Below are 14,453 nucleotides of genomic sequence, written 5' to 3'. Positions count from 1 at the left end.
GCGGTGCCGGGGCCCTCCACCGCGCTTTGGGCCGGGGCCGGGGGGGCTGCCTTCGCGAAGGCAGCCGCCGCAACCGGAGTCGACCTCGTCGCCGCGTCGGCGGCGAGCCGCGACCACGCGATCGGCTCGCCCGAGCCGTGGACCACCGCCTTTACGATGCTCCCGCCCACCCTCGGCGGTTTCGTCCCGTACCACCCGAACGCCGCCGGCATGCAGGCCGTCGCCGAGCTGATCCTCGCCACGCTGCGGGACTGAACGCGTCCCTACCTCGCGGGCGTGTGGACGTACGGCGTGGTGGTGGTGACTGCTACGAAGCCGAGGCGCTGGAGGATCGGGGAGCTGTCGTCGGAGGCGTCGACGTGGAGGTACTTGTAGCCGAGCTCGACGGCGCGGGCCGCGCGGACCGCGACGAGGGCCTTGTAGATGCCCTTGCCGCGCCACTCGGCGAGGGTCGAGCCGCCCCAGAGGCCGGTGAACTCGGTGCCCTTCTTGTACACGGCCCAGGCGGCGGAGACCACCTCACCGTCGGCCTCGGCGACGTAGACGTCGGTGCCGCTCGCCTGCCGGCGGACCAGATCGTCGGCCAGCCAGGACCAGTCCTCGCCCCAGACCGTCGACTCCATCGCGGCGATGCGCTCGAAGTCGGCGCGCTCGCCGACCAGGCGGATCGTGATGCCGTCGACCGTGTCGCGGCCCTGCAGGCGCTCGACGACGGCCGCGCTCTCGGCGACGAGGACGGTCTCCTGCTCCTCGGGCTCGAATCCGGCGGCCTTCAGCCGATCGGGGAGATCGGCCGGCAGGTCGTGGCCGCGCAGCTTCCACTCGACGGCCTGGCCCTTGGCCGCGAAGAAGTCGCGCTGGCGGGCGATCAGCGCGTCGATCTCGCCGCTGTCGAGGCCGTCGAGCGAGCGGTAGCTGACGAAGCCACGGCTCGGGTACTCGACCCGGATCACCGGCCCGTCGGTGCTCGTCGGTACGTCGGCGGTCTCGCTCGTCCCGCGCAGCTGGTCGTCGTAGGCGGCGAGCAAATCGTTCGTCAAGGCATCTGTCACGGGGTGACTCTGACACGACTTGCCCAGATCCGCCGCATATTTCGGGTCGCCCGGATCTTCGGCGCGCGGCGGCGGCGCCCGGCGGGCCGGCTCAGTCCGGGCTGGTTCTCACGCTCGGCGTTCGCGAAGTGGCTCAGCGACACCATCAGGTTCAGCGGTTCCATCGGTCTGTCCTCCGGGTTCTTCGGCGCTTACACCCGGAGGTCGGATCAGATCGGCCGAACTCGACATCGGCGGTCAGGAAGTCTTCTCGGTCACCAGCACCAGGCGCCGCAGCAGGCCGTCGAGCCGGCTCCGGTCGGCCTCGGAAAGGTGGTGGACCAACTCCTCCTCGACCCGCTGGATGTCGCCGATCCCGCGCTGCCAGAGCTCGTTCCCCGCCGGTGTCAGCGTCGCGACGACCTTGCGCCGGTCGTCGCGGTCGTGCGCGCGCTCGACGTACCCGCGGCGCTCGAGCGCGTCCAGCCGGTTGGTCAGGGCGGCCGCCGACATCCCGAGCTGCCGGGCCAGCTGGCCAGGTGTCGCGCGGTACGGCGCACCCGCGCGCCTGAGCATGTGCAGCGTCTTGAACTCCCACAGCTGCAACCCGTACGCCGCGAGCACAGCCTCGCGCCGGCGCTCGAGGTAGCGCGTCAGCACCTGCAACCGCACCGTGATGCCCTCCACGTCGCGATCCAGGTCGTCCAGCTGTCCTGCCCACAGATCGACGTGCGCGTCAACGAAATCCTTCACCGATCCAACTTTTCAGCGACTGAAGGTTAGTTGTCAAATATTTCGATGTCGAAATACCGTGCCGGCATGAGCCACCTCGCAGCCACCGACATCGCCGCCGCCGCTGTCCAGCTGATGCGCGCCGGCCGATGGGCCGCCGCAGCCGACCTGCTGACCGCGGCCATTCCCGACGATCCCGACGATCCCGACGATCCCGACGATCCCGACGAGCGCGACCTGCTCGCGCTGACCCGGGCCGAGGTCGCCGTCGACCGGGACTTCGGCCGGACGACCGACCACGCCACAGCCGCACTCGCGGCCGTCCCCGGTGATTCCTGGGACCTCGCGATGCTCACATTCCGCAAGGACTACGCGAACGCCCTGTTCCAGGCAGGCGATCCGGATCTCCGGGACCGCGCTCACACGCTCATCGAGCAGGCGCCCGACGACGCACGACGAGGGACGGCCAGCTTCTGGGCGGGTGCCGTGGCTGACAACGTCTACGAGCAGCCCGCGGAGGCGTGCGCGCGGTACGAGGTCGCGTTGGAGCTCGGCGAGAAGTGCGGCGACGAATTGCTGGTGGCGCAGGCCCTTCGCCATCTGGGCCATCACGCGCACGCGGCCGGCGACCTGGCACTCGCGCGAAGCCAGTGGGAGCGGTCGACCGAACTCTTCCAGAAAGCTGGCCAGCTGCGCCCTGCGCTCGCCCAGCAGGCGTCGCTCGCGGTTCTGCTCCGCGACGAAGGCGACCTCGCGGGATCACGAGCACTCGCCGCCGAGACGAACCGCTGGGCGCGGCAGCTGGACGTCCCGTTCATCACCCAGCAGACCGCCGAGCTGATGGCGGTGCCGGCATGAGCCAACTCGCCGCAGCCGCTGTCGTCGCTGCCGCAGTCGAGCTGATGCGCGCGGGCCGATGGGCCGCCGCCACCGACCTGATGACCGCCGCCCGCGCCGACGATCCGGGCGAACGCCGTACCTTGGCCCTGGCACTGGCCGAAGTCGCGGTCGACCGGGACTTCGCGCAGCAGACGGATCAGGCCTCGGCCGCATTGTCTGCAGTCGACGAGGTCGCCGACGACAGCATCGCGTGGGACGTCGAGATGCTGAAGCTCCGCAAGGACTACGCGAACGCACTGTTCGGATCAGAGTGCGACGCCGACGCGTTGGCCGCGCGGGCCCGGCGGCTGATCGACCAGGCACCGGACGACGGGCGGCGCGGGGCCGTCAGCTTCTATGCCGGAGTCATGGCGGACAACCTCCTCGACCGGCCGGGCGAGGCGTTCACCTACTACACGACGGCGCTGCGGCTCGGCGAGAAGACCGACGACGCGTTGCTGATGTCGTACGCGCTCCGGCACCTCGGCGACCACGCACACACCGCCGGAGACCTGGCACTCGCCCGGGAGCACTGGGAACTCTCCACCGAGCAGCGGCAGCGGGCCGGCCACCTGCTGGGCGCGCTGGCGCAGCAGACCTTGCTGGCCGTGCTGCTGCGCGACGAGGGCGACGCCGCCGGATCACGAGCGGTCGCGACCGAGGTCAACCGATGGGCACGCCAGGTGCCGATCCCCGGGATCGTCCGGCAGACAGCCGAGCTGATGACGCCGAGTCGTTGACAGCTGCGCGCTGATCACGTGGTCCACCGGGCGAACTCGGCAGGGACGCCGGCGCTGAACGCCACGTGGTCGGGCGCCCGTTCCGGCGGAACGAGGCCCACTGATCGGAGCAGCGCGTCGGCGTCCAGGGCGGTGAGGGTCGCGGCGTTCAGGATCCACGGCGGGTGACGGTTGGGCAGGTACCAGGTCCGGCCGGCGCGGTGGACGTGCAGACCCCAGCGCGCGGTGAGGAAGTCCTCGAGCGGCCCGGCGGGCAGCCGTTCGCCCATCTCGACGCCGACGACCGCCTCGGCGCCGGAGCTGCGGACGGTCGACGTGTACGTGTGGTGATTGCCGTGGCGTTCGTGGCACATCCGCGCCCAGCGGTACGGCAGCCCGAAGACCGTCCGCGCGGCCGCCACCACGGCCAGCCGGTTCGCGTCGAGGCTGCGGAACACGACACCACGCCGGCCCGTCTCGTCCACGGAGTACAGGCGGATGTTCGTTTCCAGGAACGAGCCGAAGTACGGAACGCCGGGGCCGTACGGGAGCCCGGTGCCGACCATCCGGAACGGGACCAGGCCGACGTACGTGCGTCCCTCGAAGGTGTCCGGCCGGGTGCCCGGCGGGAAGAAGTGCGCGACCTCGTCCGGCGCGACGGCCCAATGCACGAAGGTCAGATCCAGCCACCGCTGCCGCAGGATCCGCGGCCACGGCAGCTCCGGCGCCTCCGGCCAGCTCACTGCGCCGACGGTCTGACCTCGCACGTCGGCCTGCCGTCGTTCAGTTCACACACGAGGTACGCCGGTGTGCCGGGCTCGGCCGGCTTCCACGGCATCACTGCCTCACCCGCGAGCAGCGCGTCGAGCGTCTGCAGCTCCGGGTCGCGCTGCTCCGCGTGATGCCGGTACCCGGCCGCACCCAAGGCCAGCGCGATCGCCATCCCGAGCAGGTTCACCTCGGTCGGCTTGTCCGGCACCGTGGTCCCCTCCCCCGGCTCGAACCTGATGCCGTGGTCCAGCTCGACGATACGTGCCACGTACTTGCTCATATCCGGGAGTCTAGGGTCGGAGGCATGAACTTCGAAGAATTCCGCGCCGAGGTTCCCGACGCCGACCTGGCCGATCTCCGCCGGCGGCTGGACGCGACCAGGTGGCCAGATCAGCTGCCGGACGTCGGCTGGTCGTACGGCGTGGAGCTCGGGCGGCTGCGGGAGGTGACCGAGTACTGGCGCACGGCCTACGACTGGCGCCGCTTCGAGGAACGGTTGAACGCATACCCGCAGTACGTCACGGAGATCGACGGGCAGCGGGTTCATTACGTCCGAGCAGGTTCCTCGGGTATGCCGCTGTTGCTGCTGCACGGGTGGCCGGGGGCCGGATCGGACTACCTGGACGTGATCGACACGCTGTCGCAGGACTGCCGGCTGGTGGTTCCGACCATGCCCGGCTTCGGGTTCTCCGGGCCGACCACCGGCGCTGGATGGGATGTCGAGCGGATCGCCGGCGCGTGGGTCGCGTTGATGGAGGGGCTGGGGTTCGAGCGGTATGGGGTGCATGGGTTCGACTGGGGTGGACGGGTCGGAGCCGCACTCGCGCGGAGGGCGCCGGAGCGGGTGCTCGGGCTGCATCTCGACGGGTACCTGGCGTTCCCGCAGAGTGAGGAGCTGACCGAGGACGAGCAGCAACGGATCAGCGGTCTCGAGCGCTGGCAGCAGGAACGGTCCGGATACGCCTCGATCCAGAGCACGCGGCCGCAGACGCTGGCGTACGCGCTGGTGGACTCCCCTGTCGGCCAGCTTGCGTGGAATCTCGAGTGGTACGACGACTACGGGCACCGGGTAGGCGCCATCGGCAACGACCGGATCCTGGACTCGGTGACGTTGACGTGGTGCACCGGGACGGGCGGTTCGTCAGGGCAGCTCTACCGCGAGGCACGGGCCTCGTGGGGCGCCGACGTCGACTACTGCCCGGTGCCGACCGGCCTGGCGGTGTTTCCGGGCGACAGTACTGTCCGGCGGCTGGTGGAGCGGGAGTTCGACGTCGTGCACTACACGGAGTTCCCGCGCGGCGGGCACTTCGCCGCCTTGGAGGTCCCCGAACTGGTGGTCGAGGACCTCCGATCCTTCCTCGGGAAGGTCTAGGACGAGAAGGCGGCGTCGAACGACGCGGTGGGTGGGTCGAAGGCGAGTTCGCGGACGAACTTCACGGCTTCGGCGGCGCCGACCAGGCGGTCCATGCCGGCGTCCTCCCACTCGACCGAGATCGGGCCGGCGTAGCCGATCGAGTTGAGCATCCGGAAGCAGGCCTCCCACGGGACGTCGCCGTGGCCGGTGGAGACGAAGTCCCAGCCGCGCCGCGGGTCGCCCCAGGCGAGGTGGGAACCCATCCGGCCGTTCCGCCCGTTGCCGACCTGGCGCTTCGCGTCCTTGCAGTCGACGTGGTAGATCCGGTCCTTGAAGTCCCACAGGAAGCCGACCGGGTCCAGGTCCTGCCAGACGAAGTGCGACGGGTCCCAGTTCAGCCCGAACGCCTCCCGGTGCCCGATCGCCTCCAGCGTCGCGGTCGTCGACCAGTAGTCGTACGCGATCTCCGACGGGTGCACCTCGTGCGCGAACTTCACCCCGACCTCGTCGAACACGTCCAGGATCGGGTTCCACCGGTCCGCGAAGTCCCGGTACCCGGCCTCGAGCATCGCCGGCGGCACCGGCGGGAACATCGCGACCGTCTTCCAGATCGACGACCCGGTGAAGCCGACGACCACGTCGACGCCGAGCGCCCGGGCCGCCCGCGCGGTGGTCTTCATCTCCTCGGCGGCGCGCTGCCGGACCCCTTCCGGGTCGCCGTCGCCCCAGATGTGCGCGGGCAGGATCGCCTGGTGCCGCTGGTCGATCGGGTCGTCGCAGACCGCCTGCCCGAGCAGGTGGTTGGAAATCGTCCACACCTTCAGGTTGTGCTTGGCCAGGATGTCCAGCCGGTCCTGGACGTACGCCGGGTCCTCGGCGGCGCGGCGGACGTCGAGGTGGTCGCCCCAGCAGGCGATCTCCAGCCCGTCGTACCCCCACGACGACGCCAGCCGTGCCACCTCCTCGAACGGCAGGTCGGCCCACTGGCCGGTGAACAACGTGATCGGTCGTGCCATCTTTCTCTCCTTGTCGGGTGGTACTGCAGGGGTGTCCCCGGCGGCGTCCGGAGCGCGTGTACGCCGCCGGGGACGGTCACCGCGGGACTCGCCGGGCCGTCGCCCGTCCGGGGCCGAACCAGCCGGGGCGGCGGCAGGTGTACGGCAGCGAGATCCCACGGCGACGTCATCAGCCGAGCCGCGCCTTCAGGTCCTGGCCGACCGCGGTCAGCAGGGTCCGGGCCGGCTCGTCGGCGACCGTGCCGGCCGTGGCCAGGTACAAGGTGAGCGCGACGTTCGCGGCCACGGTTTGGTGCCGGGCCGCGGCTCGTTCGGCGGTTCCGAGGTGCGTCTTCAGCACCGTGGCAGTTGCCAGCGGCACCTTTCCGGCGGCGAGGTAGCGGTCGACGAGCTTGACCGCCTCGGCGTACGACACGACCACCGAGAACGGCACGTTCTTCACCGCGGTGTTCCCGGCGACATCGGTCGCCGTCACCGTCAGCGTATGCGTACCCAACCCGAGCACGACGCCGTCAAGCGCCCCTGTCGTCGGTTTGCCGTCCAGGGTCATCACAACAGTCCCCGGCCCGGAGAGCGCATCCGTCACAGCCGCTTGCACCGAGGCAGTCGAGGCAACGCCCAGACTCGCCGGCAGCCCGGTCACGGTCGGCGTAGGTGCCGTCTGATCGATCTTCACCGTGACCGACGAAGGCTCCGAGACATTGCCGGCGGTGTCACTCCCCCGGACCGCAACCGTGTGGGTCCCGTCAGCAGTCAGCGTCAAGGGCGCCGTGTACTCCGACCAGTTGCCGTCGCCGACCTTCTGCTCCAGGTACACCTGTCCCGGCCGATCGTCCACACCCATCGCCGTGGCGGTCACCGGCCCCGTCCACCAGCCCGCTTGTCCGGACGGGGTCGACGGGTCGAGTCCCAGGCTGACAGTGGGTGCCGTGGTGTCGGTGATGCGCCGGAAGTAGTCGAACTTCGCGGTCTTGGAGGCGGACTGATCCACCCCGAACGCGTAGACGCCGAACTTCGCCGCCGCCAGCGCGGTGTTCGTCACCGGTGGGAGGTCGGACCACGTGACGCCGTCCGAGCTGTAGGAACCGGTGAAGGTGGAGTCGGACTTCGAGAGTCGCAGGTACCAAACACCCTGAGCTGGAGTCGGGGCGTTGGGTTGGGGCGATTGGACGACGTCGGCGACCTCGCTGCGCAGCTCCAACGCTCGGGTGACTGCGCTCCCTGCGGCATTGGTCGTCAGGTAGTCGAGCTTCACGTAGTTCGCGTCGTCGGCGTAGACCAGCAGACCTGCCTGCTGGAACGCCTCGTCGAACGACGACGCGTCGACCTTCGTCTCGATCGTCCAGTCACCGTCCGGCGCCGGCTGCAGCATCAGGTTGCGCGGGTTGGTCGCCGTACCGCCGTAGATGTCTCCCTTGCTCGTGTCGATCTCCAGCCCGCCGCCGGTCACCCGGTAGGCCGCAGGATCAGGCCGTACGACGTCGGACCAGCGGCACGCGTCGAGCGTCGTACCGGCGAACTCGTCGTCCGGTGCGGGCTGCTCGGCGGTGTCGTCGGGCGTGATCGAGAAGTAGTCGAACGACGCCGTGATCGGCAGCGCCTCGGTGCGGTTCGTCAACCCGAACAGGCCGATCCGCGGGTTCGTGATACCGGCCAACTGCTTCGTCTCCGGCATCTCGGTGAACGTCGCGCCGTCGGCGCTGTACGCCGCCTTCAGGTTCGCGCCGTCGGACGTGAACCGGACCCAGACCGTGTCCGGATAGGCCGCGCCGAGGTTCGCCGTGTTCGACGCGGCCACCTCGTTCGGTACGCCGTTGTCCTCGCGGATGAACTGGAAGATCCGGTCCGCTGCCGACGGCGCGCCGGTGGAGCGGCCCTGCAGCACCATCTTCGCGTAGTTGTCGTCGTCGCCGTACACGATCAGGCCGGCCTGCTGGTAGGCCAACCGGGCCGGCAGCGTGACCTTGGCAGTTGCCGACCAGGCGCCCGCCGGGAGCGGCTGGAGCACGAGGTTCGGTGTGCCGGTGTTGCCCGTGCCGTAGATGTCCGTGGCGGTCAGCGGGATCGACAACGCGCCGTTGCCGACGGACAGCTCTTGGTTGCCGCGGACAACTGATGACCAGCGGGCGGTGTCGAGTGCGGTGCCGTCGAAGCCGTCCGAGCGGCCGGTCAGGCAGGTCGGCGCCGACGGCGAGTCGACGGTCACCTCGACCCTCGCCGTTCCGGTCGCCCCGCGCGAATCGGTGACCGCCGCGGTCACCGTGTGTTTGCCCGGGACTGTGAAGGTGTGCGAGGCGGTCGGCCCGGTGGCCGTGCCTCCGTCGCCGAAGGTCCAGGCGTAGGTCAGCGGGAGGTCGCCTTCCGGGTCGGTGGCCGACGCCGTGAAGTCGACCGCCAGCGGCGCCCTGCCTTGGGTAGCAGAGGCCGTGACCGTGACCGCGGGGCGTTGGTTGTCCGTGACGCCCTTGCCGATGAACTTGACCCAGTTCACATTCAGTTGCCCGGCCGTCTTCACGAAGTACAGCGGGCCGCTCGTGGTCGACGCACCGCCGACCGCGCCGGTGAAGTCGCCGTACGTCTGCCAGGCGCCGGTCGGCGATACCTGGATCGTCGCGACCACCGGGCCGTCGGTCGGCGATCCCTGCCGGACCTGCACCGTCGCACCCGCGTCCGGGGACGCCGCGCGCAACTGGATCTGGTCGATGTTCGTCAGGTTGGTCGGCGTCCAGCCCCACCAGTCGCCATCCTCGATGAACCCGATGTTCTTCCCGCCGCCGGCGGTGTCGCCGGTGTCCTCGACCTGCACGCCGGGAGCCGATCCCGGTCCGCCCGTCTCGTCGAAGAACTCCGCCTCCCGGGTCTTGGGCTGCAGCTGGACCACCTTCTGCGTGGTGATCCTGCCGGTCCCCGGCGCGCCCTGGTCGGTGTAGGTCACGGTGACGATGCCGAAGATGTTCGCGCCGACGTGGCCCTGGTCGCCGGGCAGCGGGAACGTCCCCTCACACCCGTGGTACTGCTCGTACCCGTGGGCGTGCTCGTCGTGGCCGAGCGCCGGCTGGGTGACGACGTCGTTGCAGTCGACCGTGCCGTCCTCGGGATCGGTGACCGTCACCCGGTAGCGGATCGTGTCGCCGAAGTCGAAGAACCCGCCGTCGACCGGCGCCTGCACGGTGATCGTCGGCGCGGTGTTCCCGGCCGTGATGGTGCGGTTGGACACCGCTGTCCGGCCGTCCGGATCCGTCACCGTCAGCCGCGCGGTGAACACCCCGGCCGTCGTGTACGTGTACGTCGGCTTGGCGTCGGCGCTGTCCGTCGTACCGTTGCCGTCGAAGTCCCACGCGAACGTGACCGGCTGACCGTCCGGATCGCGGGAACCGGTCGAGTCGAAGGCGACCGTCAGCGGCACCGGGCCGGAGGTCTTGTCGGTGCCGAACTGCGCGATCGGCGCCCGGTTCCCCTGGATGTAGTCGATGCGGTAGAGACCCGAGTCGGCGTTGTTGCCGCCGAACCCGCTCCCCCACTCGATCACGTACAGCGCTCCGTCGGGCCCGAACTGCAGCGCGTGCGGCCGGATGAAGTTCAGCTTCTGCAGCATCCGCGACACGTCCGCCACCCCGCTGCGGTCGTCGTTCAGCTGCACCGAGAACAGCCGGCTGTCGTTCCAGTCCGCCCACACGGCCTTGCCGTCGAAGTACTCCGGCCACTTCCGGTCCGACGGGTTCGCGGCGTCGTACTTGTACGCCCCGCTCGTCATCGGCGCACCGCTGCCGCCGATCTCGGGGACGCCGGTCGTCGACTTGCCCTGCCACATCGTCGCGGGGATCGCGGCCGGCAACTGCGTGAGGCCGGTGTTGTTCGGCGACTCGTTCACCGGAGCGGCGCAGTTGAACGTCGGCCCCGACGTACCGGTCGCGAAGTCGTAGTCGTTGTACGGCGTGTTGGCGCCGACGCAGTACGGCCAGCCGTAGAAGCCCGGCTTGGACAGGATGTTCCACTCGACGCGACCGTCCGGGCCACGCGTCGGCGAGACGGCGCCGGCGTCCGGTCCGTAGTCCGCGACGAACAGGTGGTTCGTGGTCGGGTCGATCCCGATCCGGAACGGGTTGCGGAAGCCCATCGCGTAGATCTCGGGCCGAGTCGTCGCCGTCCCCGGCGGGAACAGGTTGCCGGCCGGAATGGTGTACGTACCGTCCGCCTCCGGGTGGATCCGCAGCACCTTGCCGTTCAGCACGTTGCTGTTCGCCGCCGACCGCTGCGAGTCCCACGCCGCGCGGCCGGGCCGCTCGTCGATCGGCGCGTAGCCGTCGGAATCGAACGGGTTGCTGTTGTCGCCGGTCGCGACGTACAGGTTGCCGTTGCCGTCGAACTCGAGTGCGCCGCCGGCGTGGCAGCACTGGTCGCGTTGGGTGTCGATCCGCAGGACCTGCTTCTCGCTCGCGAGGTCGAGGGCGTCACCGGTCACCGTGAACCGCGAGACCCGGTCGTACGGCTCCGTGCTCACCGGCGAGTAGTACAGGTAGATGAAGCCGTTGGACGCGAACGCCGGGTCGAGCGCGATCCCGAGCAGCCCGAACTCCTGGCCGGTGTAGACGTTCAGCGTGCCGGCGGTGACGACCGAGCCGTCGGTCTTGACGATCTTCACCGCGCCGTTCCGGTCGATGTAGAACACCCGGCCGTCCTGAGCCACGGCCAGTTCCATCGGGTTCGACGTGTCGTCGTCGAGCGTCACCTTCTCGTAGCTGTCGCTCAGCGACGCGCCGCAGTCCGCGGGCTCGGCCCCGGCCGCGGTCCGGATGCCGCCGAGCAGTTGCTTGCGGAACGTCGGGTCGGCGTACGACTCGATCGTGTGGCCCATGCCGGTGTACCAGGCGCGGCCGCCGTCGTAGTCCTGGCACCACGTGATCGGGTGCTCGGCGCCCATGTTCCCGCCGCTGTACGACGACTCGTCGAGCGACGCGAGGACGTGCACGGTGCCGCGCGGATTGGTCCGGTAGTTGTACCACTCGTCGGTCCGCGGCCACAGCGTCGGCGCGTCCTTCGTCGACGGGTGCGCGTGGTCCTCGACCTTCACCGTCGCGTTCGGCGTACCGGCGGGATGGCTGTCGAAGTAGCTGCCGACGAGCTTGCCGTACCAGGGCCAGTCGTACTCGGTGTCGGACGCCGCGTGGATACCGGCGTACCCGCCGCCGCCCCGGATGTAGCGCTCGAACGCCGCCTGCTGGTCGGCGTTCAGCACGTCACCGGTGGTGGACAGCCAGATCACCACCTCGTACTTCGCGAGCTCGGTGTCGTCGAACATCGTGGCGTCCTCGGTCGCGGTGACCGTGAAGCCGTTCGCGGTCGCCAGGTCCTTGATCGCCTGGATGCCGGCCGGGATCGAGTCGTGCCGGAATCCGGCGGTCTTGCTGAAGATCAGGGCGTTGAAGGTCTCGTCGCCATGGCCGGGATGGGCCCGGGCGGGCAACGGAGTCAGCAACGCCGCGAACAGGGCGAGCACGAGAAAGCACACCAACGTGCCGTGTCTGCGTAGCTGGATCATGCGGAGCTCCTCATGGGTCGGACAAGGATGCGCGCTCCATCAACTACCAATCCCGTGCTCTGCCCTGCGCGGGATGCACTGCTACCGGATCAGCGGACGCCGAGCAGGTGCTCCATCGCCAGCTGGTCCAGCCGTTCGAACCCGAGACCGCGCTCGGCCAGCGCGTCCCGGTCGTACGTCGCGTTGCGGAGGTCGTCCAGCGACTCACCCTCGGCCAGGGTGGGTTCGGACATCTCCGCGACCCGTGCGGCGGCCAGTGCCTCCGCGACCTCCGGGTCGGCGCGGAACGCCTGCACCTTGTCGCGCAGGATCAGGTAGTTCCGCATACAGCCCCGCGCGGTCTCCCAGACGCCTTCCTCGTCCTCGGTGCGCGGCGGCTTGTAGTCGAAGTGGATGTAGCCCTCGTACGCCGGGTAGCTGCCGGCGCCCTGCAGCACGTCGACCGTCCAGAACGCCTCGCGCAGGTTGCCGGCGCCGAACCGCAGGTCCTGGTCGAACCGCGGACCGTGCTGGCCGTTGAGGTCGATGTGGTACAGCTTCCCGTGCCACAGCGCCTGCGCGATCCCGTGCGCGTAGTTCAGCGACGCCATCTGCTCGTGCCCGACCTCCGGGTTGATCCCGACCAGCTCGGGGTCGGCGAGGTCGTTGATGAAGGCGATCGCGTGCCCGATCGACGGCAGCAAGATGTCACCGCGCGGCTCGTTCGGCTTCGGCTCCAGCGCGAACCGGATGTCGTAGCCCTGCGCGCGGACGTAGGCGCACAGGATGTCCATCGACTCCTTGTACCGGTCGAGCGCCGCCCGGACGTCCTTCGAGCCGCCGGACTCGGCGCCTTCCCGGCCGCCCCAGAGCACGTACGTCGTCGCGCCCAGCTCGGCCGCCAGGTCGACGTTGCGCAGCACCTTCGCCAGCGCGTACCGCCGGACCTGACGGTCGTTCGCGGTCAGGCCGCCGTCCTTGAACACCGGGTGCGCGAACAGGTTCGTGGTCATCATCTCGACGACCATGCCGGTGTCGGCCAGCGACTTCGTGAAGCGCTCGAGCGTCTGCGCCCGGGTGCTGTCGTCCGGTACGACGTCGTCGTCGTGGAAGGTGACCGCCGCGGCGCCCAGCTCGGCGAGCTTCTCGACCGCGTGCACCGGGTCCATCGCCGGGCGTACCGCCGTACCGAACACGTCGACGCCCTGCCAGCCGACGGTCCACAGACCGAAGGAGAACTTGTCGTCCTTGGTCGGGGTGTACTTACTCATTCCGGAATCTCCTGCCATTGTCGGGATGCCGAGCTGGCCTCGACCGCGGCCAGCACGCGCTGGACTCGCAGCCCGTCGGCGAACGACGGTTCCGGATCGGCGCCTTCGGCGATCGCGGTGACCAGGTCGACGACCTGATGGGTGAACCCGTGCTCGTAGCCGAGCAGGTGGCCCGGCGGCCACCAGGCGGCGACGTACGGGTGGGCGGGTTCGGTGGCGAGGATGCGGCGGAAACCTGCCGTCCTCGAGTCTTCGGTGGCGTCGTAGAAGTGCAGGAGATTCATGTCCTCGAAGTCGAACGCCAGACTGCCGAGGCTTCCGTTGATCTCGATCCGGATCGCGTTCTTCCGGCCGGTCGCGAAGCGGGTCGCCTCGAAGACGCCCAGCGCGCCGGAGCGGAAGGTGGCCAGGAACACGGCCGCGTCGTCGACCGTCACCGGTCCGCGCTCGCTGCCCGCCGTACCGGCCAGACCGGAGTGCTCGGCGGCGACCGGGCGCTCCTTCACGAACGTCTCGAGCCGCGCGCTGACCTCACCGATGGTGTCGCCGGTGATGTACTGCGTGAGGTCGATGATGTGCGCGCCGATGTCGCCGAGCGCACCCGAGCCGGCCTTCTCCTTGTCCAGCCGCCACGACAGCGGCGCCTCCGGATCGGCGATCCAGTCCTGGAGGTACTGCGCGCGGACGTGCCGGATCGTGCCCAGCTTGCCTTCGGCCACCAGCTGCCGGGCCAGCCCGATGGCCGGCACCCGGCGGTACGTGAACCCGACCATCGACCTGATCCCCTTGGCCTTGGCCGCCTCGGCGGCCGCGGTCATCGCCTCGGCCTCCGCGACGGTGTTGGCCAGCGGCTTCTCGCACAGGACGTGCTTGCCGGCCTCCAAGGCGGCGATCGCGATCTCGGCGTGGCTGTCGCCCGGCGTGCACACGTCGACCAGCTGGACGTCGTCGCGAGCGATCAGCTTGCGCCAATCGGTCTCGGTCTCCTTCCAGCCGAGCTTCACTGCCGCCGCTTGCACAGCCTCGGCGTTGCGACCGCCCAGCACGTTCATGGCCGGGTCCAGCGGCAGGTCGAAGAAGCGCGGCGCGCTCCGCCAGGCCTGCGAATGGGCCGCTCCCATGAACGCATAGCCGATCAGGCCGATGCCCAGGTTCGTCATGA

The 14,453-nt window shown here is 69.8% G+C and carries 13 protein-coding genes; 4 read left to right on the top strand and 9 right to left on the bottom strand.

What is annotated here, in order from left to right; translation table 11 throughout:
- On the top strand, nucleotides 1–255 hold a 255-nt coding region (locus ABZX12_RS10515; protein WP_355691826.1), incomplete at its 5' end, for a hypothetical protein.
- A gap of 8 nt (nucleotides 256–263) precedes the next feature.
- Here ABZX12_RS10515 and ABZX12_RS10510 read toward each other — a convergent pair.
- From ABZX12_RS10510 to ABZX12_RS10500, 3 genes are all read right to left on the bottom strand, one after another.
- Nucleotides 264–1,052 carry a GNAT family N-acetyltransferase gene (locus ABZX12_RS10510; RefSeq protein WP_355691824.1) on the bottom strand — a complete coding sequence of 263 codons (789 nt, stop codon included), beginning with the start codon at nucleotides 1,050–1,052 and terminating at the stop codon, nucleotides 264–266.
- Complete coding sequence (locus ABZX12_RS10505) at nucleotides 1,049–1,216, bottom strand: hypothetical protein (protein ID WP_355691822.1); 168 nt, start codon at nucleotides 1,214–1,216, stop codon at nucleotides 1,049–1,051. The genes ABZX12_RS10510 and ABZX12_RS10505 overlap by 4 nt, the downstream gene beginning before the upstream one ends.
- 73 nt (nucleotides 1,217–1,289) lie before the next feature.
- Nucleotides 1,290–1,784 carry a MarR family transcriptional regulator gene (locus ABZX12_RS10500; RefSeq protein WP_355691820.1) on the bottom strand — a complete coding sequence of 165 codons (495 nt, stop codon included), beginning with the start codon at nucleotides 1,782–1,784 and terminating at the stop codon, nucleotides 1,290–1,292.
- A 66-nt stretch (nucleotides 1,785–1,850) separates the two neighbouring features.
- On the opposite strand from ABZX12_RS10500, the gene ABZX12_RS10495 reads away from it, so the two are divergent.
- Both ABZX12_RS10495 and ABZX12_RS10490 read left to right on the top strand, forming a co-directional pair.
- Nucleotides 1,851–2,621 (top strand): hypothetical protein, encoded by a 771-nt coding sequence (locus ABZX12_RS10495; RefSeq protein WP_355691818.1) that lies wholly within the window; start codon nucleotides 1,851–1,853, stop codon nucleotides 2,619–2,621.
- Nucleotides 2,618–3,382: a hypothetical protein gene (locus ABZX12_RS10490; protein WP_355691817.1), complete on the top strand. Its 765-nt coding sequence runs from the start codon at nucleotides 2,618–2,620 to the stop codon at nucleotides 3,380–3,382. The genes ABZX12_RS10495 and ABZX12_RS10490 overlap by 4 nt, the downstream gene beginning before the upstream one ends.
- 14 nt (nucleotides 3,383–3,396) lie before the next feature.
- Here ABZX12_RS10490 and ABZX12_RS10485 read toward each other — a convergent pair whose 3' ends face one another.
- On the bottom strand, nucleotides 3,397–4,104 hold the full coding sequence (locus tag ABZX12_RS10485) for a DUF2071 domain-containing protein (protein ID WP_355691815.1): 708 nt from the start codon (nucleotides 4,102–4,104) through the stop codon (nucleotides 3,397–3,399).
- Nucleotides 4,101–4,412 carry a hypothetical protein gene (locus ABZX12_RS10480; protein ID WP_355691813.1) on the bottom strand — a complete coding sequence of 104 codons (312 nt, stop codon included), beginning with the start codon at nucleotides 4,410–4,412 and terminating at the stop codon, nucleotides 4,101–4,103. Before ABZX12_RS10480 ends, ABZX12_RS10485 begins: the two co-directional genes overlap by 4 nt.
- Nucleotides 4,413–4,436: 24 nt before the next feature.
- Here ABZX12_RS10480 and ABZX12_RS10475 point away from each other — a divergent pair, with 24 nt between their 5' ends.
- On the top strand, nucleotides 4,437–5,504 hold the full coding sequence (locus ABZX12_RS10475; RefSeq protein WP_355691811.1) for an epoxide hydrolase family protein: 1,068 nt from the start codon (nucleotides 4,437–4,439) through the stop codon (nucleotides 5,502–5,504).
- Here the strand turns inward: ABZX12_RS10475 and ABZX12_RS10470 are convergent.
- The 4 genes from ABZX12_RS10470 to ABZX12_RS10455 form a co-directional block, all read right to left on the bottom strand.
- Nucleotides 5,501–6,502, bottom strand: a complete 1,002-nt coding sequence (locus ABZX12_RS10470) for a sugar phosphate isomerase/epimerase family protein (protein ID WP_355691809.1) — start codon at nucleotides 6,500–6,502, stop codon at nucleotides 5,501–5,503. The genes ABZX12_RS10475 and ABZX12_RS10470 overlap by 4 nt on opposite strands.
- A gap of 169 nt (nucleotides 6,503–6,671) precedes the next feature.
- Nucleotides 6,672–12,041: a ThuA domain-containing protein gene (locus ABZX12_RS10465; protein WP_355691807.1), complete on the bottom strand. Its 5,370-nt coding sequence runs from the start codon at nucleotides 12,039–12,041 to the stop codon at nucleotides 6,672–6,674.
- 89 nt (nucleotides 12,042–12,130) lie between these two features.
- Complete coding sequence (xylA, locus tag ABZX12_RS10460; RefSeq protein ID WP_355691805.1) at nucleotides 12,131–13,291, bottom strand: xylose isomerase; 1,161 nt, start codon at nucleotides 13,289–13,291, stop codon at nucleotides 12,131–12,133.
- A complete protein-coding gene (locus ABZX12_RS10455; protein WP_355691803.1) occupies nucleotides 13,288–14,451 on the bottom strand; it encodes a Gfo/Idh/MocA family oxidoreductase in 1,164 nt (387 codons plus the stop codon). Before ABZX12_RS10455 ends, xylA begins: the two co-directional genes overlap by 4 nt.
- Between the last annotated feature and the right edge of the window lie 2 nt (nucleotides 14,452–14,453).

Origin of the sequence: Kribbella sp. NPDC003505 (genome assembly GCF_040610875.1) — a bacterium.
Lineage (GTDB): Bacteria > Actinomycetota > Actinomycetes > Propionibacteriales > Kribbellaceae > Kribbella.
The sequence above is the reverse complement of the archived record's forward strand: the minus strand, read 5'-3'. Positions and strand labels throughout refer to the sequence as shown.